This is a genomic window from Affinirhizobium capsici (genome assembly GCF_977018625.1).
This window is the reverse complement of the sequence record NZ_CDRNXD010000002.1, coordinates 502,706-524,931: the sequence shown is the minus strand read 5'-3', so window position 1 is coordinate 524,931 and position 22,226 is coordinate 502,706. Positions and strand designations below refer to the sequence as shown.

The 22,226-nt window shown below is 53.5% G+C and carries 24 protein-coding genes; 7 read left to right on the top strand and 17 right to left on the bottom strand.

The genetic code is table 11. The annotated features are described in order from the left end of the window. Positions 1-17: 17 nt before the first annotated feature. A complete protein-coding gene (locus AC0JZ1_RS02330) occupies positions 18-503 on the bottom strand; it encodes a BA14K family protein (RefSeq protein ID WP_471880828.1) in 486 nt (161 codons plus the stop codon). Positions 504-639: 136 nt separating this feature from the next. On the opposite strand from AC0JZ1_RS02330, the gene AC0JZ1_RS02325 reads away from it, so the two are divergent. The 3 genes from AC0JZ1_RS02325 to AC0JZ1_RS02315 all read left to right on the top strand — a co-directional run bounded on the left by AC0JZ1_RS02325 (position 640) and on the right by AC0JZ1_RS02315 (position 1,718). Then, on the top strand, positions 640-1,071 hold the full coding sequence (locus AC0JZ1_RS02325) for a plastocyanin/azurin family copper-binding protein (protein ID WP_471880827.1): 432 nt from the start codon (positions 640-642) through the stop codon (positions 1,069-1,071). 90 nt (positions 1,072-1,161) lie between these two features. Continuing rightward, positions 1,162-1,296 (top strand): hypothetical protein, encoded by a 135-nt coding sequence (locus AC0JZ1_RS02320; RefSeq protein WP_471880826.1) that lies wholly within the window; start codon positions 1,162-1,164, stop codon positions 1,294-1,296. Between the two features lie 95 nt (positions 1,297-1,391). After that, a complete protein-coding gene (locus tag AC0JZ1_RS02315; RefSeq protein WP_471880825.1) occupies positions 1,392-1,718 on the top strand; it encodes a flagellar basal body protein in 327 nt (108 codons plus the stop codon). Between the two features lie 73 nt (positions 1,719-1,791). Here the strand turns inward: AC0JZ1_RS02315 and AC0JZ1_RS02310 are convergent, their stop codons facing one another. From AC0JZ1_RS02310 to AC0JZ1_RS02295, 4 genes are all read right to left on the bottom strand, one after another. Then, positions 1,792-2,613, bottom strand: a complete 822-nt coding sequence (locus tag AC0JZ1_RS02310) for a ferredoxin--NADP reductase (protein WP_471880824.1) — start codon at positions 2,611-2,613, stop codon at positions 1,792-1,794. Between the two features lie 140 nt (positions 2,614-2,753). Beyond that, on the bottom strand, positions 2,754-3,257 hold the full coding sequence (locus AC0JZ1_RS02305) for a DUF934 domain-containing protein (RefSeq protein ID WP_471880823.1): 504 nt from the start codon (positions 3,255-3,257) through the stop codon (positions 2,754-2,756). A 10-nt stretch (positions 3,258-3,267) separates the two neighbouring features. Further along, on the bottom strand, positions 3,268-4,938 hold the full coding sequence (locus AC0JZ1_RS02300; RefSeq protein ID WP_471880822.1) for a nitrite/sulfite reductase: 1,671 nt from the start codon (positions 4,936-4,938) through the stop codon (positions 3,268-3,270). Positions 4,939-4,946: 8 nt separating this feature from the next. Further along, on the bottom strand, positions 4,947-5,261 hold the full coding sequence (locus AC0JZ1_RS02295; RefSeq protein ID WP_471880821.1) for a DUF2849 domain-containing protein: 315 nt from the start codon (positions 5,259-5,261) through the stop codon (positions 4,947-4,949). A 270-nt stretch (positions 5,262-5,531) separates the two neighbouring features. Here AC0JZ1_RS02295 and AC0JZ1_RS02290 point away from each other — a divergent pair, with 270 nt between their 5' ends. Together AC0JZ1_RS02290 and mazG are read left to right on the top strand one after the other, a co-directional pair. Then, positions 5,532-6,119, top strand: a complete 588-nt coding sequence (locus AC0JZ1_RS02290; RefSeq protein ID WP_471880820.1) for a deaminase — start codon at positions 5,532-5,534, stop codon at positions 6,117-6,119. Positions 6,120-6,133: 14 nt separating this feature from the next. Further along, a complete protein-coding gene (mazG, locus tag AC0JZ1_RS02285; protein ID WP_471880819.1) occupies positions 6,134-6,958 on the top strand; it encodes a nucleoside triphosphate pyrophosphohydrolase in 825 nt (274 codons plus the stop codon). 107 nt (positions 6,959-7,065) lie between these two features. Here mazG and hflX read toward each other — a convergent pair whose 3' ends face one another. The 7 genes from hflX to dusB form a co-directional block, all read right to left on the bottom strand. Further along, entirely contained in the window at positions 7,066-8,406 is a 1,341-nt protein-coding gene (gene hflX / locus AC0JZ1_RS02280; protein ID WP_471880818.1) for a GTPase HflX, read from the bottom strand. Positions 8,407-8,655: 249 nt separating this feature from the next. Next, positions 8,656-8,898, bottom strand: coding sequence for an RNA chaperone Hfq (gene hfq, locus AC0JZ1_RS02275; RefSeq protein ID WP_250940784.1), 243 nt, complete (start codon positions 8,896-8,898; stop codon positions 8,656-8,658). A gap of 317 nt (positions 8,899-9,215) precedes the next feature. Continuing rightward, on the bottom strand, positions 9,216-10,580 hold the full coding sequence (gene ntrX, locus AC0JZ1_RS02270; RefSeq protein ID WP_471880817.1) for a nitrogen assimilation response regulator NtrX: 1,365 nt from the start codon (positions 10,578-10,580) through the stop codon (positions 9,216-9,218). Further along, entirely contained in the window at positions 10,570-12,840 is a 2,271-nt protein-coding gene (locus tag AC0JZ1_RS02265) for a sensor histidine kinase NtrY-like (protein ID WP_471880816.1), read from the bottom strand. The genes ntrX and AC0JZ1_RS02265 overlap by 11 nt, the downstream gene beginning before the upstream one ends. A 155-nt stretch (positions 12,841-12,995) precedes the next feature. Further along, positions 12,996-14,447, bottom strand: a complete 1,452-nt coding sequence (gene ntrC, locus AC0JZ1_RS02260) for a nitrogen regulation protein NR(I) (protein ID WP_471880815.1) — start codon at positions 14,445-14,447, stop codon at positions 12,996-12,998. Between the two features lie 32 nt (positions 14,448-14,479). Then, positions 14,480-15,580: a two-component system sensor histidine kinase NtrB gene (locus AC0JZ1_RS02255; RefSeq protein WP_471880814.1), complete on the bottom strand. Its 1,101-nt coding sequence runs from the start codon at positions 15,578-15,580 to the stop codon at positions 14,480-14,482. After that, a complete protein-coding gene (dusB, locus tag AC0JZ1_RS02250; RefSeq protein WP_471880813.1) occupies positions 15,577-16,575 on the bottom strand; it encodes a tRNA dihydrouridine synthase DusB in 999 nt (332 codons plus the stop codon). The genes AC0JZ1_RS02255 and dusB overlap by 4 nt, the downstream gene beginning before the upstream one ends. A gap of 171 nt (positions 16,576-16,746) precedes the next feature. On the opposite strand from dusB, the gene AC0JZ1_RS02245 reads away from it, so the two are divergent. Further along, a complete protein-coding gene (locus tag AC0JZ1_RS02245) occupies positions 16,747-17,970 on the top strand; it encodes a bifunctional 2-C-methyl-D-erythritol 4-phosphate cytidylyltransferase/2-C-methyl-D-erythritol 2,4-cyclodiphosphate synthase (protein WP_471880909.1) in 1,224 nt (407 codons plus the stop codon). Continuing rightward, on the top strand, positions 17,967-18,464 hold the full coding sequence (locus tag AC0JZ1_RS02240; protein ID WP_471880812.1) for a CinA family protein: 498 nt from the start codon (positions 17,967-17,969) through the stop codon (positions 18,462-18,464). The genes AC0JZ1_RS02245 and AC0JZ1_RS02240 overlap by 4 nt, the downstream gene beginning before the upstream one ends. Here AC0JZ1_RS02240 and AC0JZ1_RS02235 read toward each other — a convergent pair. The 5 genes from AC0JZ1_RS02235 to AC0JZ1_RS02215 all read right to left on the bottom strand — a co-directional run bounded on the left by AC0JZ1_RS02235 (position 18,437) and on the right by AC0JZ1_RS02215 (position 22,153). Further along, complete coding sequence (locus AC0JZ1_RS02235) at positions 18,437-18,901, bottom strand: type II toxin-antitoxin system RatA family toxin (protein WP_471880811.1); 465 nt, start codon at positions 18,899-18,901, stop codon at positions 18,437-18,439. The genes AC0JZ1_RS02240 and AC0JZ1_RS02235 overlap by 28 nt on opposite strands. 131 nt (positions 18,902-19,032) lie before the next feature. Then, on the bottom strand, positions 19,033-20,004 hold the full coding sequence (gene lipA / locus AC0JZ1_RS02230; protein WP_471880810.1) for a lipoyl synthase: 972 nt from the start codon (positions 20,002-20,004) through the stop codon (positions 19,033-19,035). A 32-nt stretch (positions 20,005-20,036) separates the two neighbouring features. Continuing rightward, a complete protein-coding gene (locus tag AC0JZ1_RS02225; protein WP_471880809.1) occupies positions 20,037-20,285 on the bottom strand; it encodes a GlsB/YeaQ/YmgE family stress response membrane protein in 249 nt (82 codons plus the stop codon). A 73-nt stretch (positions 20,286-20,358) separates the two neighbouring features. Further along, positions 20,359-21,804 (bottom strand): dihydrolipoyl dehydrogenase, encoded by a 1,446-nt coding sequence (gene lpdA / locus AC0JZ1_RS02220; RefSeq protein WP_471880808.1) that lies wholly within the window; start codon positions 21,802-21,804, stop codon positions 20,359-20,361. A gap of 82 nt (positions 21,805-21,886) precedes the next feature. Then, the gene (locus AC0JZ1_RS02215) at positions 21,887-22,153 is read right to left on the bottom strand and encodes a YdcH family protein (protein WP_471880807.1); all 267 of its coding nucleotides are present in this window, start codon (positions 22,151-22,153) and stop codon (positions 21,887-21,889) included. Positions 22,154-22,226 lie beyond the last annotated feature (73 nt).

Below are 22,226 nucleotides of genomic sequence, written 5' to 3'. Positions count from 1 at the left end.
TATTCACTCATTACATATTAACGGCACTGGCGACGAGGACCATTGTTAGGCTGGTAGGTGTTGTCATAGGCGCGGTAAGAGCGATACTTGGCACGGCAGTAATCTTCATGCGAGCCATAGGAACGGGCGTTTGACTGTGACGCCAACGCTCCGCCAATAATGGCTCCTGCAGCAAGGCCACCGATCACTGCACCCGCATTGTTATGGCGGCGGTGGTAGTAACCATCGCGATAATAGCGGCGATCACGATCCCAACCCCGGTGATAGCGACGATCACCTTCCCAGCGGCCATGACGTTCCCATCCACCACGATTTCCCCAACTGCGGTTCAATTGCGGACAGTTGGTCAAGTTGTTGCAACCGATGTTCTGCACCAATGCTTCACCGCTTGTTTCAGCGCTGGATGTAATTGCTGCTTTTGGTGCTGAAATAGGCCCAGCAAATGCAGGAAAACCCGAGAATGCCGTCGCTAAAGACAGCATCGTGATCATGATCTTTTTCATCTCGCTCACCTAGACTTAACGTTGTTGTTTTTCGTCGACTCAACGTTTTGCCGTTCTTTAAGTTCCGGCGGCCTTCAGTTGGCTGTCAGGGTTGACTTCTAGCGAGATCGGGCAACGAATGGGAAAGGATTACCCAATGCCGAAGAAGCTTTCATTCGCCGCGGCTGTTATCTTGGCCGCGGGCCTCGCAGTACCCGCATTTGCGGCCAGCACAGTTATGGTGACGGAGACGGGAGAAGGCGGAAGCCCAATGGCTCTCAAGCTTGACAAGACAAGCGTTACTGCCGGTGAGGTGATTTTCAAAGTCCATAATGATGCCGTGACGGAAAACCATGAAATGGTTCTTGTGAAGCTGAAGTCAGCTAATGAGGTGATACCGTTGAATGCGGCGAAGCACCGAGTGGATGAATCGAAGCTGAAATCGCTAGGCGAAGTAGCCGACCTGAAGCCCGGAAAAGATGGACAGTTGAAGGTGAAGCTCGCCGCTGGAAGCTATGTCCTTCTCTGCAACATCAAGGGCCATTACGAATCCGGTATGAAGGCGAACTTCACCGTTACGCCAAAATAGCTAGCTTACAGATACCTTATCAGCTTTGGTCACGGAATGGGCTTTGTTGTCTACTATTCCGTGACATCATAACATTTGATGGAGGCTGAGATGCAGGATGCACCGCGGGAATCCCAATGGGATAAATACTTCAACGTCGATTCCCAAACCGGTACGGGACGCTTCGTTTTAGGGATAGCCGCATTTGCAATTGTCGGCGGCTTCCTGGTTTGGCTCATTGGTTGAGCTGATTAACCTTTAAGCAAGCCTGTTTTCAAGCGTGAGCGATACTGAGGATAAGCTTTGCTAGAATGGACATGGATAGGCTGTGAGGATCTTCGATGACCATTTCTTCCATTCTAGCGATTTCTCGATCTGGAATGCAGGCGCAAACCCGGCGTGTCGAGGCTGCCGCAAACAACATCGCCAATGCGATGACACCTGACTACGCACGTCTGGATGCTTCATTAAGTTCGACAGAGAGTGGCGGTGTTGAAGCAAAGCTATTGCGAGATGCTGATACGTCAAGGAATGGTTCTGCGCCCGACCTTCTGTCAGACATGACGACGCTGCTGACCGCTGAAAATACCTTCAAGGCAAACGCCGCTGTGTTCGAAACCGGCGCGGACATGTGGCAGATGCTGAGTACAATTAGGAAAGGCGATTAGACAACCATTAGATCCAACCGTGCAAAAAGGGCAGCGATAACTGCCCCTTTTTGACTGTCAAAGTTCCTGTGCTCTAGCCTACGAAGGCGCGTTCAATCACAAATTCAGCAGGCTTGTTATTGGCACCCTCGGTCAAGCCCGCCTTTTCGAGAAGTGCCTTGGTGTCCTTCAACATGGCGGTTGATCCGCAAATCATGCCACGATCCACTGCCGGGTCTAGCGGCGGCACGCCAAGATCGGTGAACATCTTCCCGCTCTCGATCAGGTCGGTAATGCGACCCTGGAACGGGTAGTCCTCACGCGTGACCGTGGGATAATGCTTCAGCTTATCGCCAACCAGTTCGGCGAGGAATTCGTGATTGCGAATTTCTTCCATGAGGTCGAAGCCGTACTTCAGTTCTGCAATTTCCCGGCATGTATGAGTAAGGATTACCTCATCAAATTTCTCATAGGTTTCCGGGTCGCGAATGAGGCTGGCGAAGGGCGCAATGCCGGTACCTGTCGAGAACATATAAAGTCTTTTGCCCGGCGTCAGGGCGTCAAGAACCAGGGTTCCCGTCGGCTTCTTGCGCATCAGCACGGTGTCGCCCGGCTTGATTTTCTGCAAATGCGACGTTAGCGGCCCATCTGGAACCTTGATCGAGAAGAACTCCAGTTCTTCATCCCAAGATGGGCTGGCGATGGAATAAGCTCGATAGATAGGCTTATCGCCAACCATCAGGCCAATCATCGCAAATTCGCCGGAGCGGAAGCGATATCCTGGGGGCCGCGTCATGCGGAAGCGAAACAAGTGATCCGTGTAATGTTCGACCGCCAATACGGTCTCAGCATAAACCCCATCAGGGATTGACGCAGGCTTCTGTACGAAATCGTCATTCTTGGCAGGAGCGTTCATTATTTCGGTCTCATTCCACAGGATGGCTTTGGGCCATTCAAATATACCAATCGCAGGTGCAATTGAAGATATGGTGCGCATGTTGTTGCGCTGCAAACGGAAAATCCAACCTCGCTTGCAACGCTGCACGGATCGAAATTTCAGGCGGATCTGCGACGCCAGCTATAGGCTTCACCACCGTTGGCAGGTCGAGCAGTGGGCTGATAATGCACATCAATACCCGGCAATCGCTTTTCTTCAAGCCGCTTCAACGCGGTAGCATTCGAGACGGAAAAACTATCGAAGCCGCAACGCAGCATCAACGGTATCTGGTCGATTAGCACATCGCCCACGGCCCGGAGTTCATTTGTGTAGCCCAAGCGCTGACGCAGCAGTGATGCGTGGCTAAAACCACGCCCATCGTTGAAGGCGGGAAACTGCACTGCAACCAGAGCTATCCGGTAAAGATAAGGTTCAAGCCTTCCAACATCGTCAGCCGGTTTCACCAAGACACCAAAGCCGACTTCGTTGCTATTGTCAGCAAGCTCAATCAACTCATCGAGTGAAAGAAGTGCCTGCTGATCTTCACCGGCTTTTTGCTCTTCAGTCTCCAGGACCCACGGATCATTTTCAACGAAACCGGCTTCATTCCAAATACGCGTCATCACCAATTCCTTATGCAGCTTCCGCCGTTTGACCGTACAACGCATCCTTGAATGGCTGCGGACCAACACGCCGGTACGCTTCCAGGAAAGTTTCCTCGCGCGAGAGCCGTAATCCGAGATAGGTGTTGACGATAGTTTCCACCGCGTCAGTCACCTTATCAGGCTCAAAGCCGCGCCCGATGATTTCACCAATAGAGGTGTTTTCATCTGCCGAACCGCCAAGGGTGATCTGATACAGTTCGGCTCCCTTCTTCTCAACGCCAAGCAAGCCGATATGGCCGACATGGTGATGCCCGCACGCATTGATGCAGCCGGAAATCTTGATCTTCAACTCGCCGATTTCGGCTTGCCTTTCAGCCGAACCAAACCGCTCAGATATCGCCTGTGCCACAGGAATCGAGCGTGCATTCGCCAAAGCACAGTAATCAAGCCCTGGACAGGCAATGATATCCGTGATCAGGTTGGAGTTTGCCGTTGCCAGGCCCTGAGCGGCCAATGCACGATATACCGGCTCAAGATCAGCCAGGGCGACGTGAGGCAGGATGACATTCTGTTCGTGGCTAATACGAATTTCATCCAGCGCAAACTCTTCGGCGATGTCGGCAATAGCCTCCATCTGAACATCCGTAGCATCGCCCGGAATGCCACCAATGGGTTTGAGCGAAATTGTCACCATGCCGTAGTCAGGATGTTTGTGCGGCTGCACGTTCTGATCTACCCAGCGCGCGAAATCAGCATCAGCCTTTTTCCAGCCTGCAAGCTGCGCCCAGCCTTCGGAGCGGGCTTCAAGCACGGGCGGTGCGAAATAGGACGTAATGGCCTGAATGTCTGCATCAGGGAGCTTCAACTCGGTGTGCTGCAGGTGAGCGAACTCCTGCTCGACCTGGCGCGCCAACTCTTCTGTACCTGTTTCATGAACGAGGATTTTAATGCGCGCCTTGTATTTGTTGTCCCGACGGCCATGCAGGTTGTACACGCGCATAATAGCCGTCGTGTAAGAGAGCAGATCCTGTTCCGGAAGGAAATCACGGATTTTCTTGGCAACCATCGGGGTGCGCCCCTGCCCGCCGCCAATATAGACCGCGAAGCCGATTTCCCCTTGTTCGTTCCGTTTCAGATGCAGGCCGATATCGTGGACTTGGATAGCTGCACGATCGCGTTCCGCACCAGTAACAGCGATTTTGAACTTGCGCGGAAGGAAGGAAAATTCCGGATGGACGGAAGACCATTGCCTCAGGATTTCGGCGTAAGGTCGCGGATCAGCGACTTCATCAGCGGCCGCACCAGCAAAGTGATCTGCCGTAACGTTGCGGATACAGTTGCCAGAGGTCTGCAGAGCATGCATTTCAACGGTCGCCAAATCTGCCAGGATATCCGGTGTATCGGCAAGACGAGGCCAATTGTACTGAATGTTCTGACGGGTGGTGAAATGCCCGTAGCCACGATCATATTTCCGCGCGATATGCGCAAGCATTCGCATCTGTCGGCTGTTCAATGTGCCGTAAGGGATGGCCACGCGCAGCATATACGCATGCAGTTGAAGGTACACGCCGTTCATCAAGCGCAGAGGCTTGAACGCATCTTCCGCCAATTCACCCGATAGCCGACGCGCCACCTGATCACGAAACTGTTCCACGCGACCTGCTACAAAAGCATGGTCAAACTCATCATAACGATACATTTCAGTCCTCAGGCGGCGATAAATGCAGGATCGGCTGGCTTGTAACCCTGTGCATATTCCATAGTTGGGCCAGCGGCGCGGATACGCTCTCGCAGACGTACTGGCCGTATTACGCCATTCTCTTCCTCGACATCAATCACGTTCACGTCTACGACGAGGTTGGCGGAAAAATCACGCTTACCAATCTCTTCAAGAGCGGAAGCGGCTTCCGTATGGCGGGCTATCAGAGCTTCCTGCAGGTTCTCAGTCCACTGCCCACCCGCATTGAGCCAGACAGCAATGCCATCTGCCAGACGGTTTGCAGTCAAAACCTTATCAGCCATTTTTCAAATTCCCGCTTAAACCCTGCACTGGTTCGTATGCAGCCAAATCATCCGGAAGACTATGCCAGATCGTGATGAAAAGATGAAGGAATGCCTGTTCCCGCTTTGCGCGATGCGTATATTTTCATTCCGGCAGACCGCCTTGAAACAGAAAAACCCTCTGATGTGTTGTGAAACAGGCCAGTCCAATATCAGCCAGATTCCCGGTTTCATCCGTTCTAGATAGGCTTTATGTTCGAATGAGACATCGATGATATGTGAGGAAACAGAGTGGAATTGCCCGTAGATCCATCGCGACTTCTACAAGTGATTGAAGAGGACATCCTACCCTTGACTTCGAAGGGCGTCGCTCTCGGTAACAAAGTTTTCGGTGCTGCAATCCTGCGGAAATCCGACCTGTCACTTGTTCTCGCAGAAACCAACAACGAGCTTGAAAATCCATTGTGGCACGGGGAAGTTCACGCGCTAAAAGGTTTCTACGAATTGGCCAAAAAACCGAGCACGCAGGATTTGATTTTCCTCTCTACGCACGAACCCTGCACAATGTGTATGTCTGCCATCACATGGGCGGGCTTCAATAACTTCTACTACTTTTTCAGCCATGAAGATTCGCGTGATGCTTTTTCCATTCCTCACGATTTGAAAATTATGAAGGAAGTATTCGACCTAGAGCCCGGCGGCTATCGACGCCACAATGCCTTCTGGAATGCGTATTCCATCACCGATGTTGTGGAGACAAAACCAGATCATGAAAGGCAGCAGTTACGAACGCAGGTTCGGCGCATAAAAGAGCGTTATGACCAGCTGTCCAACAGCTACCAAGCTTCGAAAGCCGGTAATAGCATTCCTCTGAATTAGTTGAGCCATTTCACATGCAGCCTTCAAAAGAAATCAATCGCCTTCTCGATCTGATGGCGGCATTGCGTGACCGAGAGACGGGTTGCCCATGGGATGTTGAGCAAACGTTCGAGACCATCAAGCCCTACACGATTGAGGAAGCCTACGAGGTTGCCGATGCGATAGAGCGGAACGATATGGAGGATTTGAAAGACGAACTTGGTGACCTGCTGTTTCAAGTCGTTTTCCATTCTCAAATGGCAAAAGAAGCGGGCGCGTTTTCATTTGAAGACGTTGTTGAAGCCGTCATGACCAAGATGATCCGCCGTCATCCTCATGTCTTTGCCCGTTCAGAGGTCAATACACCAGACGCGGTTAAGCTGCAGTGGGATGAGATCAAGGCGGTCGAGAAAAGGGACCGTGCGGAGCGCCGGGCAAGGCACGGACTGGCAGAGGATAGTAAATCCGGCTTCCTCGGCTCCGTCCAACGCAGTCAGCCAGCATTGACGGAAGCCCTGAAGCTGCAGGAAAAGGCCGCCAAAGTCGGTTTCGACTGGTCTGAACCGGAGCCCATCCTTGACAAAATAGAAGAAGAGATTGCCGAGTTGCGCGAAGCCTTGAAAGCTGGCCGTAGCGATAAAATCAAGGACGAATTGGGCGATCTTATATTCGCACTGGTGAACATAGGACGTCACATTAAGGCTGAGCCGGAGCAGGCTCTTCGCGGAACGAACACCAAGTTTCGCCGACGCTTCCGGTATATTGAGCAGGAACTAGAGAAGCGGCAAAAATTCCTGGACGCTGCAAGTCTGGAGGAAATGGAAGCGCTCTGGCAGCAAGCAAAAGGAACGGAAAAATAGGAAGGCGACGTTTTGTCTAACAAGGTTCGACTGATCGTCAATGTCTGACCTATGTGGTTATGTGAGGACGGTTGCCGGCTCCATGGCTCCGGCCACCGCATTCCACTTTAGCGTTCCCAATCTTCCTTTTCAGCAGGCTGTATGAGACCAAGCTTCCGCTCGAGCGCATTGGCCTGTTGGTCTGACAGACGCAGATCAAACGCCACAGAACCGTCTTCCCGGTCCTCTCGACCATCCACCATCGCATTGTCATAGATCCAAGAAATCAGGGAGAGCTTTTCAGGCGGCAGCACGACTGTAGTCTCCGTCACGACTCCCGCTAGCCTCTGCGCAATCTCATCCAGAAGCGGATCAACACCTTCGCCGGTAATGGCCGAAACAGCCATGACGTTCTCACGTCCCTTAGCCTTATCAGCCACAGCCTCATGTGCTTCAGGCTCAAGACGATCGATCTTATTCCAGACCTCTATGATCCGTTCGTTCCGCTCTTTCTCGTCAATTCCAAGATCATCAAGAATGCGCAAAACATCGGCCGATTGCGCAGCGTTGTCGGGATCTGACATGTCTCGCACATGCAAAATGAGATCAGCTTCCAGCACCTCCTCCAGCGTCGCTCGAAAAGCAGCGACAAGATGGGTCGGGAGGTCAGAAATGAAGCCAACCGTATCGGACAGGATGACCGTGCGGCCATGGGGCAGCTTCATGCGCCGAAGCGTAGGGTCAAGTGTCGCAAACAGCATGTTTTCTGCGAGGACGCCCGCGCCCGTTATCCGGTTAAATAGAGTTGACTTGCCAGCGTTAGTATACCCCACCAATGCCACAATGGGGTGTGGCACCTTTCTGCGTTTGGCGCGATGAAGCTGGCGTGTTCTCACCACCTGCTCCAACTCACGCTCAAGCTTCAGAATGCGCTCTTGTAGAAGGCGACGGTCGGCTTCGATCTGCGTTTCACCCGGGCCGCCCATGAAACCAGCACCACCACGCTGACGCTCCAAGTGCGTCCAGCTGCGGACCAGGCGCCCTTTCTGGTAGTTCAAATGCGCAAGGTCTACCTGAAGCGTGCCCTCCTTGGTGGATGCGCGACGGCCAAAAATTTCGAGAATGAGACCCGTCCGGTCAATGACCTTGCAGTGCCACTCCTTCTCGAGATTTCGTTGCTGAACAGGCGTCAACGGATGGTCGATGATGACCAAACCGCAATCGTTATCATCCAGCATCTGCTTGATTTCAGCAATCTTGCCCGTACCCATCAGAGTTGCCGGCCGTGGCTGGCTGATCGAAACGATCAGGCCATGGGCTATCGTCAGATCAATAGCGCGCGCCAGTCCAACCGCTTCTTCGAGACGTGCATCGTCCGATCGTTTGGGAGCAGGCATGCTGCCTTCGGATTTCGCGTGATGTGCTGCTCTCGCTTGTTTTAGAACTGGCACGAGAACCAGCGCACGCATGTCGTCACGGCGCTTCTCTGCATCTGGAATCAGGGATTCAGTGGTGGTGTCGCGGCTGACTATGGTCGTCGTCCTTCGCTTAAGATAACATCGTCATTGCGCGGAAGCGTCAGCACGTGGTTGCAGGGCTCCCAGGAAAAACGCAAAAACCGCCGAACGTTTCGGCGGTCGAAGATCATCGAGTTTAATCGGTTAGAGCCGATATGGGGTGCCTGTCACAGGGTTTCAACCTCGGCAGGCATTCAGCCATCAAGCGGCAGACTCTTCAGTTTCAAACATCTGCATGGGCTGGCCAGGCATGATCGTGGAGATCGCATGCTTGTAAACGAGTTGTGAATGTCCATCCCGGCGCAAAAGTACACAGAAGTTATCAAACGATGTCACCACGCCCGTCAGCTTGACACCATTAATCAGAAAGATTGTCAGCGAGATTTTTTGCTTGCGAACCGTGTTAAGAAACAGATCCTGCAGGTTTTGAGAACGTTCCGCCATAGCGTCGCTTCTTTCTTTTTTGCCGGTACTCAATGCCGGGATATTGATCACGCTTGAAACAGCAGTGGCACACCCTCTCCTGCCTCCGCTATCCCACTATTTGGTTACCAAATAGCCGTTATGAACGCAACGCCCAATCGCTGCCTCATTTCCATGAGAGGTCCCACCTGCATCTATTTGAAAATGCTTTCATATATCACGATAATGAAATGCCGGAACGCAAACCCGCTCGCTTGCCGTGCATTGATGGTGTTGATCCTCCTCCGTCATCCACAGAAGATTTCAGAGTTCAGGATAAATCGCTTAGCGGTTTTTGCTCAAACACCGAGGGATTTGAGCTTCCGGTGAAGTGCGGAGCGTTCCATGCCGACGAATTCAGCAGTGCGCGAGATATTGCCGCCGAAACGATTAATCTGGGCGACCAGATAATCTCGCTCGAACATTTCCCGCGCCTCGCGCAGTGGCAGCGTCATGATGTGATGATCACCCTTGGTGGAAATCTTGGGCAGCATGTCTCCCAAATCTGTTGGCAGCATATCGGCAGAAATCGGAGTGTCTGGTCCGTCGGTGCGAGCCAAAATCATGAGGCGCTCAATATTATTTCTTAGCTGGCGGATATTCCCCGGCCAATCATGGGCCTGCAGCACAGCCATGGCATCATCACCGATTTTACGTGGGCGTATACCAGCTTGCTCAGAAATCTGGCGCATGAACATGTCCACGAGGAAGGGGATATCCTCGCGACGTTCAGCAAGTGCGGGTACCTTTACAGGAACCACTGCCAGACGATGATAAAGATCTTCGCGGAAAATGCCTTCGGCTATCAGGCTTTCCAGATGATAGGCCGTGGAGGAGATGATGCGAACATCCACTTTCACCCGCTTCGACCCGCCTACCCGCTCGAACTGTTGATCCACAAGAACACGCAAAATCTTGTTCTGCGTTTCGCGCGGCATTTCACCCACTTCATCAAGGTAAAGTATGCCACGATGCGCTTCTTCCAAAGCGCCAATCTTGCGCGGTTGCCCTGGACCACCCTCCGTTCCGAAAAGCGCGATTTCCATCCGGTCCGGTGTAATGGTTGCTGCATTGAGGGCTACAAAAGGGCCGCCTGCGCGCGAAGACTTGCGGTGAATCATTCTCGCCACCAGTTCTTTACCAGAACCGGAGGGGCCAAGAATCATGATGCGGCTATTGGTAGGCGCGACCTTCTCAATGTTTTGCCGCAGCTGTGAAATCGCGACAGAGGTGCCAACCAGTTCAGCAGCGTCGCCTGTCCGTTTTTTCAGCTCAGTCACCTCACGCTTAAGCTTGGAATTTTCCAGAGCACGTTCGGCGATGAGGATCAGACGATCGGCCTTGAACGGCTTTTCGATAAAATCGAAAGCGCCGCGCTTAATGGCGGAAACGGCCGTTTCGATATTGCCATGGCCGGAAATCATCACCACCGGCAGGTCCGGATGGCGTGCCCGGATCTCATCGAGTAGAGCCAGGCCATCCAGCTTGCTGCCTTGCATCCAGATATCAAGGAAGATCAGACGCGGCACACGGTCGGAAATTGCGGCTAACGCGCTATCGCTATCATGCGCCACGCGGGTTTCATGCCCCTCGTCCGAAAGAATTCCTGAGACGATATCACGGATATCGGCTTCGTCATCCACAACAAGAATATCAGACGCCATAGGACATTTCCTTGTTCTTCTCTGGGTGCGGAAGCGCTGCAGCCTGCGCATGCGGCAGCAGCACGCGGATCATGGCGCCTCTGCCATGATCGAAATCCGCAGGCGCATCGTGCAACTCTAATTGGCCGCCGTGCTCTTCGATGATCTTCTTGACGATTGCCAGGCCAAGGCCGGTGCCCTTCTCGCGCATCGTCATATAGGGTTCGAGAATTCTGTGACGGTTCTCGACAGGAAGGCCGTTGCCATTGTCGATGATGTCCACCTGGAATTGATCCTTGGCCGTATCGAACGTGGAACGAACGAGAACTTTACGGCCATCACGCTCCGCATCGCTTGGAACGGCTTCAATGGCCTCGACTGCATTTTTGATGAGGTTACCGAAGGCCTGCCCCAACATGCGCGAATCAAACAGGCCTTCCAGCCGATCGTCTCCCAGCTCTCGTTGGAAGTTGACATGGCTGGCGCCCATTTCTCTCAAGAATATAGCATCGCGAAGGATATCCCGAAGGTCAGTGATTTCCTTGGTCGGCTTCGGCATACGAGCAAAGGCAGAAAATTCATCTACCATTCGTCCAATATCCCCCACCTGACGCACGATGGTATCGGTACATTGATCGAAAACGGCGCGGTCGCTTTCATCAATCTGCTTGCCGTAACGGCGTTTAAGACGTTCCGCAGAAAGCTGGATTGGTGTGAGCGGGTTTTTGATTTCGTGTGCGATGCGACGAGCAACATCCGCCCAGGCGGTAGAGCGTTGAGCGATAACTAGGTCAGTTACATCATCAAGTGTAATCACATAGGAATCGCTAGCGCTGCGTTGTTCCTCACGCGTGACTTGGACACTAACAGTGCGCTCCTTGCCGTTTCGCATGAGATTGACTTCCTTGCGGAAGTCCCCTCGCCCACGTCCGGTTGCTTCGCGCAGAACCTGTTCGATCTCAGGAGCCATTTCTTCTAGCCTCTGGCCCACCAGATTTTCGGCTGGCGCCCCCAGGAATTCCTCAGCGGACGTGTTGACGATGGCGATACGATGATCGTCCTCCACGCCAATCACGGCAGCAGTAACGCCCGATAGCACCGCCTCGATGAAGCGACGGCGATCATCCACCTCATCCTTGGCCTCGAGAATTTCGTCTCGTTGACTGCGGATCTGCGAAATCATCTTGTTAAATGTACGCGAGAGGTTTCCGACGTCACCGTCTGCCGATCGCACAGGCACTACAACATTCAAATTGCCGGTGGCGACATTATCTGCGGCGCTGATGAGCAAGCGAATGGGACGAACAATTCTGTCAGCGACAGCGATTGCAGTCCAGATGGCAGCCAAGAGCACGATCAGCGCAAAGCCCAGGTAGAGCACTGCGAATGCAACCTGAAGGCTCATACGCCCTGCTTCCATTGCCTGATATTCTGCGCGATTATCTTCCATCAAGCGCATGGCGGCCATGACTTTTGGGTCAACAGCACGGATGGTGTAAAGGAATGAACCGGGAATGGCGTCAAGCTTGATGACCGCACCGACAAGGTTCGTGATCCCTGGGGGGATCAGTGTCGGTGTTCCTGCAGCAGAGCTTGCAAGGGCATCCTTTGGAATGGCCGGAAGTGGTTTCTCGGTTTTGATGTCAGCTTGCGCAATCGCTTCGCCGTCCTCACGAACGAGAAATGCCCCTAGCAGTGCTCTGCCCTTGGCCTGTCGCGTCATCAGGTCCACGAAGCCAGTGCGGTCGAGATAGAACATAGCTCTATTTCGCTCAAGATCGTTGGCCATGGATGCCGTTTGTCCCTGCAGGTAGCTGGCGTTCTCCAGCATGTATGCGCGTGCAACATCAAGAGAGGACTGGACGATGGATTGGGTGCGAAGCGAGAACCAGCGATCAAGACCGACATTCAAGGTGACGCTGGCGAACAATGCGACAAGAACTGTAGGCGTAATGGCGACGATGGAAAACAGAACCACGATACGAACATGCAACCGCGCTGCTGCACGTCCACGTTTGCGAGCCTTTACCAAACGGCCCACTTCGCGGGCTATCAGATAAATTAAGCCCAGCACGAAAAGCGTGTTGACCACGGCCGATGCAATAACGACATTCGTTGTGGGAGCAATTGGCGTGGCACCCAGCAAGATGAAAAGAGTTGCCACTGCGCATAGCAATGCGCCGCCCGCCAGCAACAGACCCGGAAGAGCAAAGGATGCCCGTCGGTCCTGGATCGAGGCTGCCACCTCGTCGAAAGCGACCGGCACAGACCGCTCTGTCATGCAACCTTACTCCCCTGTCCCGACAGGCCGGAAGAACCACTCAGGTGACTGCGCTCCGAGATTGTGCGTCCATAACGCTACGCGTGCGTTGCTATTGAGCAACGCATTGTGGCGAAAATGCAACGAAGCTTGCACCTGTGTCAAGCAGTAGCGGCTTAAACAGTGCGCGAACTGCGGTAGACCGAAACACCAAGTTCACGAATTTTCTTACGGAGCGTGTTTCGGTTCAAGCCTAGAAGGTCTGCTGCCTTGATCTGATTACCACGAGTTGCTGTCAACGCGGCCAGAATCAAAGGATATTCCATCTCGGTCAACACACGGTCATAAAGACCCGGCGGAGGAAGCTCATCACCAAAGCTGGCGAAATAGGTCCGCATATTTTCTTCGACAGCCTGTGCAATCGTCAGGTTCTCTGTTCGAGCTGCCATCTTTTCGATGGGGCTATCCGGCACGTCCGAGCGAAGTTCCGATTCAATTATCTCGCGGGTAATTACCTCCTGCGGATAGAGCGCCATCAATCGCCGTACGAGATTTTCCAGTTCGCGAACATTGCCTGGCCAGGCATAGCTCTTCATCATATCCAAAGCGTCATTATCGAAACGTTTGCCATCCAGGCCTTCTTTTTCGCCCATTTGCATAAAGTGGCGAACCAGATCTGGGATATCTTCGGCACGGTCGCGCAAAGGCGGCAGCCTTAGCGGGACAACGTTCAGGCGATAATAAAGATCTTCCCGGAAAAGCCCCTGATTGATGAGCTGTTTTAAATCTTTGTTGGTCGCAGCCACGATGCGAACGTCAGTGCGAATGGGTGTGCGCCCACCGACAGTTGTGTATTCGCCTTGCTGCAAAACGCGCAGGAGGCGCGTTTGCGCATCCATCGGCATGTCACCGATTTCATCCAAAAACAACGTGCCGCCTTCTGCCTGCTCGAAACGACCCGTGGAACGGTTCTGAGCGCCAGTGAAGGCTCCTTTTTCATGGCCGAACAACTCGGATTCGATCAGATCACGTGGTATCGCCGCCATGTTGATTGCGACAAAGGGGCCGTTGCGCCGCTTGCCATAATCATGCAACGCCCGCGCCACCAGTTCTTTGCCGGTACCGGATTCGCCTGTAATCATGAGCGTCAGGTCCGTCTGCATGAGACGAGCCAGAACACGATATATTTCCTGCATTGCAGCAGAGCGACCGACGAGCGGCATGCCATCCTGCGTATCATCATCAAGTTTTGCAGGTTTACGCTTCGGCTCAGAAAGAGCCCGACCTATAATTGCGATTAATTCCGTCAGATCAAATGGCTTTGGGAGGTAATCATAAGCCCCCTTCTCTGAAGCCTTGATCGCCGTCATGAATGTATTTTGGGCACTCATGACCAAAACCGGCAGTTCCGGACGCGCCTTCTTGATGCGCGGCAGAAGATCGAACGCGTTCTCATCCGGCATCACGACGTCCGTAACCACAAGGTCTCCGTCGCCAGCTGAAATCCAGCGCCATAGGGTTGCGGCGTTGGACGTGATACGAACATCGTAGCCGGCGCGGGTCAGGGCCTGGTTCAACACTGTGCGGATGGCGGCGTCGTCATCTGCGACAAGGATGGTAGCTGTCATTTCAAACGTCCTGTCGGGTTCGGAAGCAGCCTTCAATCCTGAAGGCCGTCGCCTTTATGCATTGGCATCAAAACGCGGAAAACAGTCTTCCTGGCTTGGCTGTCGCATTCCACAATGCCACCATGCGCGCCAATAATTTTGGCAACAAGCGCAAGGCCAAGACCGGAGCCGTTTGTCTTCGTTGTGATGAAGGGGTCAAATAAATGAGGGAGCAAATCCGTCGGCACGCCTGGGCCGTTGTCGACGACGCAGAATTCCAGCGGTAGTGAAATCTTCTCGCGTGTTCCTGCAACAGAAAGGCGAATGCCGGGCCGATAGGCGGTGGTCAGCATGATCTCACCGTCCGCCTGTCCGCCAATTGCCTCGGCTGCGTTTTTGATGAGGTTGAGAAATACCTGCACCAGTTGATCGCGATTGGCGTAAACGGGTGGAAGCGAAGGATCGTAATTCTCTGAAATTTTCAGATCACGCGCGAAGCCCGCTTTTGCGACAGCCTTCACATGGTCCAGTACTGAGTGAATATTGAGAGGAACACGATCGACGGGCCGTTCATCCGAAAATACTTCCATGCGGTCGACGAGTGACACAATGCGGTCGGTCTCATCGCAAATGAGACGGGTTAGTGGTCTGTCCTCATCTGGTACCGAGCTTTCAAGAAGCTGGGCGGCTCCCCGTATGCCAGAGAGCGGATTTTTGATTTCATGAGCCAGCATGGATGCAAGGCCGGTTACAGAACGCGCAGCTGCACGGTGCGTCAGTTGGCGGTCAATCTTGTCCGCCATACTGCGCTCCTGAAATACGATGACCACAGCACCCGCCTCGCTGACAACCGGCGCTACGTAAAGATCAACCAGTTTTTCTTGGCCGAGGCGTGGCGATGACAAATCAACGCGATACTCATTGACCGGAGCGCGCCGCTCACGCACCTGATCGATCAAGGCAAGCAACGGACTTCCAAAAGGAATGAAGGTGGAAATCTTATTGCGTGCAAGGTGCGTCGCGCTTGCACCGAAAAAGGCTTCTGCCTCCCAGTTGGCGAATGCAATATGCCCTTCCAGATCGACCATTATCACCGGGTTCTGAACGGAATTCAGAACGGCCATGGCAACACTATCCTGCAGGTGCGGACTCATGCTGCCACCTTTTGACTGCTGTTTTCAGAATTCAGCAATGCCTCTTCGAGAACACGCAGCACAACCTCAGGGTCTTTTTCTGTCATCAAGTTTGCCCTGACTGTCGCAGGAGTGGAACTTGCGTTCTGCTCCAGATACCAGTTCACGTGTTTGCGTGCATGGCGAAGACCCGCCTCCCGGCCATAGAAATCCAACATCATGGAATAGTGCTCACAAGCAACCTGCGCCTTTTCCGCATTGGAAGGCTCAGGCGCACCTGCAATGACACCCGGATGCCACGGCCTGCCCTGCGCGCCACGCCCCAGCATGACCGCATCAGCACCTGAACGACGAGAAATTTCTCTGACGTCAGCGCTGGAAAGCACATCACCATTGGCGATCAGCGGAATGGAAATGACATCGCGAACTGCACGGATAGCGTCCCAATCTGCGCGGCCCTCATAGAACTGCATGCGAGTTCGGCCATGAACTGTGACAAGGGCTACGCCCGCGTCTTCCGCACGCTTGGCAATGTGCGGTGCATTGAGGGTCTCGCTATCCCAGCCAAGCCTCATCTTAACGGTGACAGGCACCCGAACCGCCTTCACCACAGCCTCAATCAGAGAAAGCGCGTGGTCTGGATCTCTCATAAGGGCGGAACCGGAATAGCCACCCGTTACCTTTTTCGCAGGACAACCCATGTTGATATCGATTATATCCGCACCCTCGCCCTCGACGATCCTGGCGGCTTCAGCCATCCAATGCGCTTCTCGCCCCGCCAGTTGGACCATGTGAGGCTTGATGCCGGTGCTGCGCAAACGTTCCCAGGATTCGCCGCGATTGTGAACGAGCTCGCGGCTGGCCACCATTTCCGTGACGACCAGGCCAACACCAAAGCGCCACGCAATCTGCCGAAACGGTAGATCAGTCACGCCAGACATTGGTGCCAGCACCACCCTGTTGCGAATTGCCAAAGGCCCAACAAAAAACGGCGTGGAGGGGTCGAAATGACTCAAGTGATCATCTTTCGGGCAGGTTCTTTTTCTGCCCTATTTTTATTCACTGAAAACCAATTTGCCAAGGGCAATTCGAGCAACCCGAGAATAATTGCCAACAGAAAGTGCACGCGGGTGGAAAAGCCGTTTTTGAGTCTATAGTTCTGCCCAGTCAATCGCCGAGAATGAAGAATCGCGGCTTTACCAAGCGGGAACCTAGAAATGTCGATAGCTGTGGTGATCGTGGCTGCAGGCCGTGGAGAGCGAGCTGGATCGCCAGAACAGGGCCCTAAGCAATACCGCTTGATCGGCGCAGAGCCCGTGCTTCGCCGCACCTTGCGCGCTTTCCTCCAATGGAAGAAGGCAGAATTCTTGATCACGGTCATTCATCGGGATGATGAACTTCTTTTCGCCCAGGCGCTCGAAGGTCTATGCGGGGCTGAGCGTATCATAAAGGTGTTTGGCGGGGCGACACGTCAGGAATCTGTTCTTTTGGGCCTGCGCGCTTTGGGGCCGCTCCAGCCAGATCATGTCATGATTCATGATGCGGCACGCCCATTCATCGATGCGAGATTGTTGGATGGCATTGCGGAGCGTTTATTCGCCGGCAATGATGCTGTTCTTCCTGCTACTGCCGTAGTAGATACCTTGAAACGCGCGTCTCCAGAGGGGCTTGTTCAGGATACGGTTTCGCGAACGAACTTGTTCGCTGCCCAGACACCGCAAAGCTTTCGGTTTGCCACTATTTTGAAAGCGCATGAGAAAGCCGCATCGGTTGGCCGCTTCGATTTCACCGATGATGCCGCGATTGCGGAGTGGGATGGCGTTGCCGTTATTATTGCGCCCGGTACATCGGAAAACACAAAACTCACGACAGCACAGGATATTGCCATGGCTGATGCCAAATATTCCGGATCACCTCTGCCAGACGTTCGCACCGGTAATGGCTACGATGTTCACCAACTTGTGCCGGGCGATGGAGTGACACTGTGTGGCGTTTTTATTCCACATGAGCTGAAACTTCATGGCCATTCAGATGCAGATGTAGCATTGCATGCACTGACCGACGCTTTGCTGGCGACATGCGGCGCCGGTGATATCGGGGACCACTTCCCGCCGTCCGACCCGCAGTGGAAGGGGGCGGCCTCTCGTATTTTTCTCGCGCACGCGGCAGAGATTGTTCGCGCCAAGGGCGGCATCATCACCAATGCCGATGTTTCATTGATTGCTGAGGTTCCAAAGATTGCACCGCACCGCGATGCAATGCGAGCGATCCTGGCGGAGGTATTAGGAATTTCAATCGACCGGTGCTCAGTGAAGGCCACTACCAATGAAAAGATTGGCTTCATCGGGCGCAAAGAAGGTATTGCTGCCATTGCGACGGCAACGGTAGTCTACGGGACATTGCCGCAATGAGCTTGTTTCCTGAGGAACTGGCCGCCTTGTCCGAAACCCTTATTCGCAAATACGAAGCGCGTGGCCTTAAATTGGCAACAGCGGAATCCTGCACAGGTGGGCTAATCGGCGGCATTTTGACTGAGGTAGCAGGCTCATCTGCTGTGGTTGACAGGGGGTTCATCACCTATAGCAATGAGGCAAAGCATGAACTGCTTGGCGTCCAGCTATCCACCCTCTCAACCTTTGGCGCTGTCTCAAAAGAAACAGCACTTCAAATGGCGAAGGGTGCGCTGATGAGATCTCATGCAAATATGGCGGTCGCCGTAACTGGTATCGCTGGTCCGGGTGGTGGATCAGCTTCGAAACCCGTAGGGCTCGTTCACGTCGCCGCCACAGCCAGGGAAGGCGGCATCATCCACCGAGAAATGCATTACGGAGATATTGGTCGCGAGCAGGTTCGTTTAGCGACGATAAAGACTGCGCTTCAATTGCTCTCAGAGCTAGCTGATTGATAGACCTTATCTGCCCTAGCCTCGAATGCTTCTGCGAACATTCTGAATGCACGGTCAAACATCGATCCCATGAGTGCACCTAGAATGCGGCTTTTGAATTCGTAGTCGATTGAGAAGTCTACAACGCAGCCATCAGGGCTTGGTCGAAACCGCCACTCATTGTCCAAATATTTAAACGGGCCCTCGATGTATTTTACGTCGATGGCCAGTTCCGCGGGATTGAGCAGGACCTGAGTTGTGAAGGTTTCGCGAATGGCTTTGTAGCCAACCGTCATATCGGCAACAAGCAGTGTCTTACCATCACGCTCCTTGCGCGATCGGATGGTCAATGCTTCGCAAAGCGGCAGAAACTCGGGATATTTTTCAACGTCTGCCACCAGAGCAAACATATCCTCAGGTGAGTGGCGTACCGGGCGGTGATTTTCGAACTTTGGCATAGATATCAGCTAGTCGTGCATACGCGAATTGACAAGAGACAGTTCGCCGCGCCTCACCCATTCAATTCTGAACGAGCGAAAGCGAAGAAACAGGCTCTTGTGTTGCTATCATCGACCGAGGAGCCTCCGGATTATACGGCCGCAATCAATTTCTTCTCGCGTGCCGCTTTCAAACGCGCGAAATCGTCACCGGCGTGGTGCGAAGAGCGCGTCAGAGGGCTGGAAGAAACCATCAGGAAGCCTTTCGTATAGGCTACTGTCTCATAGGACTTGAACTCCTCAGGAGTTACAAATTTTTCGACCTTGTGATGCTTGCGCGTCGGCTGAAGATATTGGCCAATCGTCAGGAAATCGACATCTGCCGTGCGCAGATCGTCCATTAGCTGAAGCACTTCATTTCGTTCTTCGCCAAGGCCGACCATGATGCCGGATTTGGTGAACATCGTTGGATCAAGCTCTTTCACCCGCTGCAGGAGGCGGATGGAATGGAAGTAACGCGCACCCGGACGAACAGTCAGGTAGTTACCGGGAACCGTTTCCATATTGTGGTTGAAAACATCAGGCTTTGCCGCCACCACCCGTTCCAAGGCGCCCGGCTTCTTCAAAAAGTCAGGGGTCAGAATTTCGATGGTCGTCTGCGGTGAAGCCGCACGAATAGCCCATATGACCTTTTCAAAATGTTCAGCGCCGCCGTCATCCAGATCGTCACGATCAACGGATGTGATCACCACGTGGCTAAGGCCCATTTGTTTTACTGCTTTGGCAACGTTTTCCGGCTCATTCAAGTCAAGCGCATTGGGCTTGCCGGTGGCGACATTGCAAAATGCGCAGGCACGGGTGCAAATCTCACCCATGATCATGAAGGTCGCGTGCTTCTTATCCCAGCATTCGCCGATGTTCGGGCAGCCAGCCTCCTCGCAAACAGTTACCAGCTTATGGCTACGAACAAGCTCACGGGTTTCTTGATATCCCTTGGACGTGGGTGCCTTAACGCGAATCCATTCCGGCTTGCGCAAAACCTCGGTATCCGGGCGATGCGCCTTTTCAGGATGACGGACGCGCTTCGCATCATCAGGCGAAATGCGATCGAGGATTGTTACCATGACAAAATGCTTTCCTTAATCCATGACGTGGATCAGCGTCTCACCAATTTCGCGACAAATAGCAGAGCGCAAGCGCCAAGAAAACCGCTGATCAGGCCACCCCAGACACCTGGTTCAACCCAGATACCCGCACGTTCCAACACTGCTGTCGCGAGCGCGGCGCCGACCACACCAAGAATAATATTCATGAAGACGCCGAAGCGCAGGTCCATCAGCATTCCTGCAAGCCAACCCGCCAACCCGCCGATAATGATCGTTCCGAAGAAACCTAAGCCTTCCATACACCGCACTCCGTTTTGCAGCACATATGGCCGTTGCTGTGCCCCACTACAATAGCGGGGCGCAGCCAGTTGATCAGGCATTAAGAACCTTGCCATAGGCGTCCAGAACGGCTTCCTTCATCATTTCGGAAAGCGTGGGATGCGGGAAAATCGTGTGCATCAGCTCCTCTTCCGTCGTCTCCAGGTTCATGGCAACCACGAATCCCTGAATAAGTTCGGTCACTTCAGCGCCTACCATATGCGCACCCAGCAACTCACCGGTCTTCTTGTCGAAGATGACCTTGATCATGCCCTGATCTTCACCAAGTGCAATGGCTTTGCCGTTGGCGCCGAAGCTGTAGCGTCCGACGCGTATATCACGCCCCGCTTCTTTGGCTTTGGCTTCCGTCAGTCCAACAGAGGCAACCTGAGGATTGCAGTAGGTGCAGCCCGGAATCTTGCTCTTTTCCATCGGATGAACGCCCGGAACGCCCGCGATCTTCTCAACGCAGATAACGCCTTCATGCTCGGCCTTATGAGCGAGCATAGGCGGACCAGCAACATCGCCGATGGCATAGATTCCAGGAATATTGGTTTTGCCGTAGCCATCGATGACGATGCAGCCGCGGTCGGTCTTGATGCCCAAAGCTTCAAGGCCAAGGTTCTCGATATTGCCTTGTACGCCAACGGCAGAGATTAAGCGGTCAGCTGTGATCTGTTGAACCTTACCGTCCTTCGTTTCGACATGGGCTGTGATGGAGTTGGCACCCTTCTCGACCTTTGAAACCTTGGCTTCCGTAATGATCTTGAGCCCGCGCTTTTCAAGCTGCTTGCGTGCTAAGGTTGAGATTTCGACATCCTCGACAGGCATGATGTTGGGCATCAATTCGACGACCGTGACATCAACGCCCATGGAGCGGTAGAAGGAAGCGAATTCGATACCGATCGCGCCCGAACCCATGACGACAATCGACTTCGGCATGAAGTCCGGCTTCATGGCTTCAAAATAGGTCCAAATCAATTTGCCATCAGGCTCAATACCAGGAAGCGCGCGTGGCCGCGCGCCTGTCGCCACAATGATGTGCTTGGCGGTATACGTACCCTCGCCCAGCACGCCCTTCGGTACTGGGTTCTGTGGCTGAACAACCGGCTTTGTCATCTTGCCGACGACAATTTCACCTGGCTTGGTGAGTTTGGCTTCGCCCCAGATCACGTCGATCTTGTTTTTCTTCATAAGGAAGGCGACGCCTCCATTGAGGCGAGCCGAAACGCCGCGGGAACGCGCCACGACATCCTTGACATCGGCTGTCATTGTACCATTCAGCGTTAGGCCGTAGGATTTGGCATGGTTCGCATGGTCAAGAATTTCGGCGGAGCGCAACAAAGCTTTCGTTGGAATACAGCCCCAGTTGAGGCAGATGCCGCCCAGATGCTCACGCTCGACGATGGCTGTCTTCAAACCCAACTGAGCCGAACGAATAGCCGTAACATAGCCGCCGGGACCGGAGCCGATGATGATGACGTCATAGGATTGAGCCATAGGCGCTTCCACTCCTTCAGATTAGCGAACCGGCTTGACGCCGTTTTCTGTTTATCTCCGGGAGTAGAAGCACCACGTTGCCTTAGACTTCGGCATCCGCGACAAGCGGCTCTGTGCGCATCAACATCCCGTATAATTCGTCTTTCAAAGCCATGCGCCGCTTTCGCAGCTCAGCCATATGAAGATCATCACACGGTTCTATATCCGTCTCGCCAAGATGAATTCGATGGTTCACCTCTTCATAGTCCTTTGACAGGCGATGAAAGTGGCCATCAATTTCCCGAAGATGACGGATCTTCGTCAAATGCTCAGGAAAATCTTCTGCGAGTTGGTGCGGCGTGTGTGACATGATGAACCTCCGTCTTAAGATTTCGGTCTCATGCTAGCGTGATCTTTCGTTGAGGCTCCTTGACCCTGATCAA

Coding starts and splice junctions, on each gene's coding strand:
- AC0JZ1_RS02315 (WP_471880825.1), top strand. CDS start 1,392: ATGACCATTTCTTCCATTCTAGCGATTTCTCGATCTGGAATGCAGGCG.
- lpdA (WP_471880808.1), bottom strand. CDS start 21,804: ATGGCTCAATCCTATGACGTCATCATCATCGGCTCCGGTCCCGGCGGC.
- AC0JZ1_RS02225 (WP_471880809.1), bottom strand. CDS start 20,285: ATGGAAGGCTTAGGTTTCTTCGGAACGATCATTATCGGCGGGTTGGCG.
- AC0JZ1_RS02320 (WP_471880826.1), top strand. CDS start 1,162: ATGCAGGATGCACCGCGGGAATCCCAATGGGATAAATACTTCAACGTC.
- AC0JZ1_RS02265 (WP_471880816.1), bottom strand. CDS start 12,840: ATGACAGAGCGGTCTGTGCCGGTCGCTTTCGACGAGGTGGCAGCCTCG.
- lipA (WP_471880810.1), bottom strand. CDS start 20,004: ATGGTAACAATCCTCGATCGCATTTCGCCTGATGATGCGAAGCGCGTC.
- hfq (WP_250940784.1), bottom strand. CDS start 8,898: ATGGCGGAACGTTCTCAAAACCTGCAGGATCTGTTTCTTAACACGGTT.
- hflX (WP_471880818.1), bottom strand. CDS start 8,406: ATGCGTGCGCTGGTTCTCGTGCCAGTTCTAAAACAAGCGAGAGCAGCA.
- AC0JZ1_RS02325 (WP_471880827.1), top strand. CDS start 640: ATGCCGAAGAAGCTTTCATTCGCCGCGGCTGTTATCTTGGCCGCGGGC.
- AC0JZ1_RS02300 (WP_471880822.1), bottom strand. CDS start 4,938: ATGTATCGTTATGATGAGTTTGACCATGCTTTTGTAGCAGGTCGCGTG.
- ntrX (WP_471880817.1), bottom strand. CDS start 10,580: ATGGCGTCTGATATTCTTGTTGTGGATGACGAAGCCGATATCCGTGAT.
- AC0JZ1_RS02240 (WP_471880812.1), top strand. CDS start 17,967: ATGAGCTTGTTTCCTGAGGAACTGGCCGCCTTGTCCGAAACCCTTATT.
- AC0JZ1_RS02255 (WP_471880814.1), bottom strand. CDS start 15,580: ATGAGTCCGCACCTGCAGGATAGTGTTGCCATGGCCGTTCTGAATTCC.
- AC0JZ1_RS02330 (WP_471880828.1), bottom strand. CDS start 503: ATGAAAAAGATCATGATCACGATGCTGTCTTTAGCGACGGCATTCTCG.
- AC0JZ1_RS02310 (WP_471880824.1), bottom strand. CDS start 2,613: ATGAACGCTCCTGCCAAGAATGACGATTTCGTACAGAAGCCTGCGTCA.
- AC0JZ1_RS02215 (WP_471880807.1), bottom strand. CDS start 22,153: ATGTCACACACGCCGCACCAACTCGCAGAAGATTTTCCTGAGCATTTG.
- ntrC (WP_471880815.1), bottom strand. CDS start 14,447: ATGACAGCTACCATCCTTGTCGCAGATGACGACGCCGCCATCCGCACA.
- mazG (WP_471880819.1), top strand. CDS start 6,134: ATGCAGCCTTCAAAAGAAATCAATCGCCTTCTCGATCTGATGGCGGCA.
- AC0JZ1_RS02235 (WP_471880811.1), bottom strand. CDS start 18,901: ATGCCAAAGTTCGAAAATCACCGCCCGGTACGCCACTCACCTGAGGAT.
- AC0JZ1_RS02295 (WP_471880821.1), bottom strand. CDS start 5,261: ATGGCTGATAAGGTTTTGACTGCAAACCGTCTGGCAGATGGCATTGCT.
- AC0JZ1_RS02305 (WP_471880823.1), bottom strand. CDS start 3,257: ATGACGCGTATTTGGAATGAAGCCGGTTTCGTTGAAAATGATCCGTGG.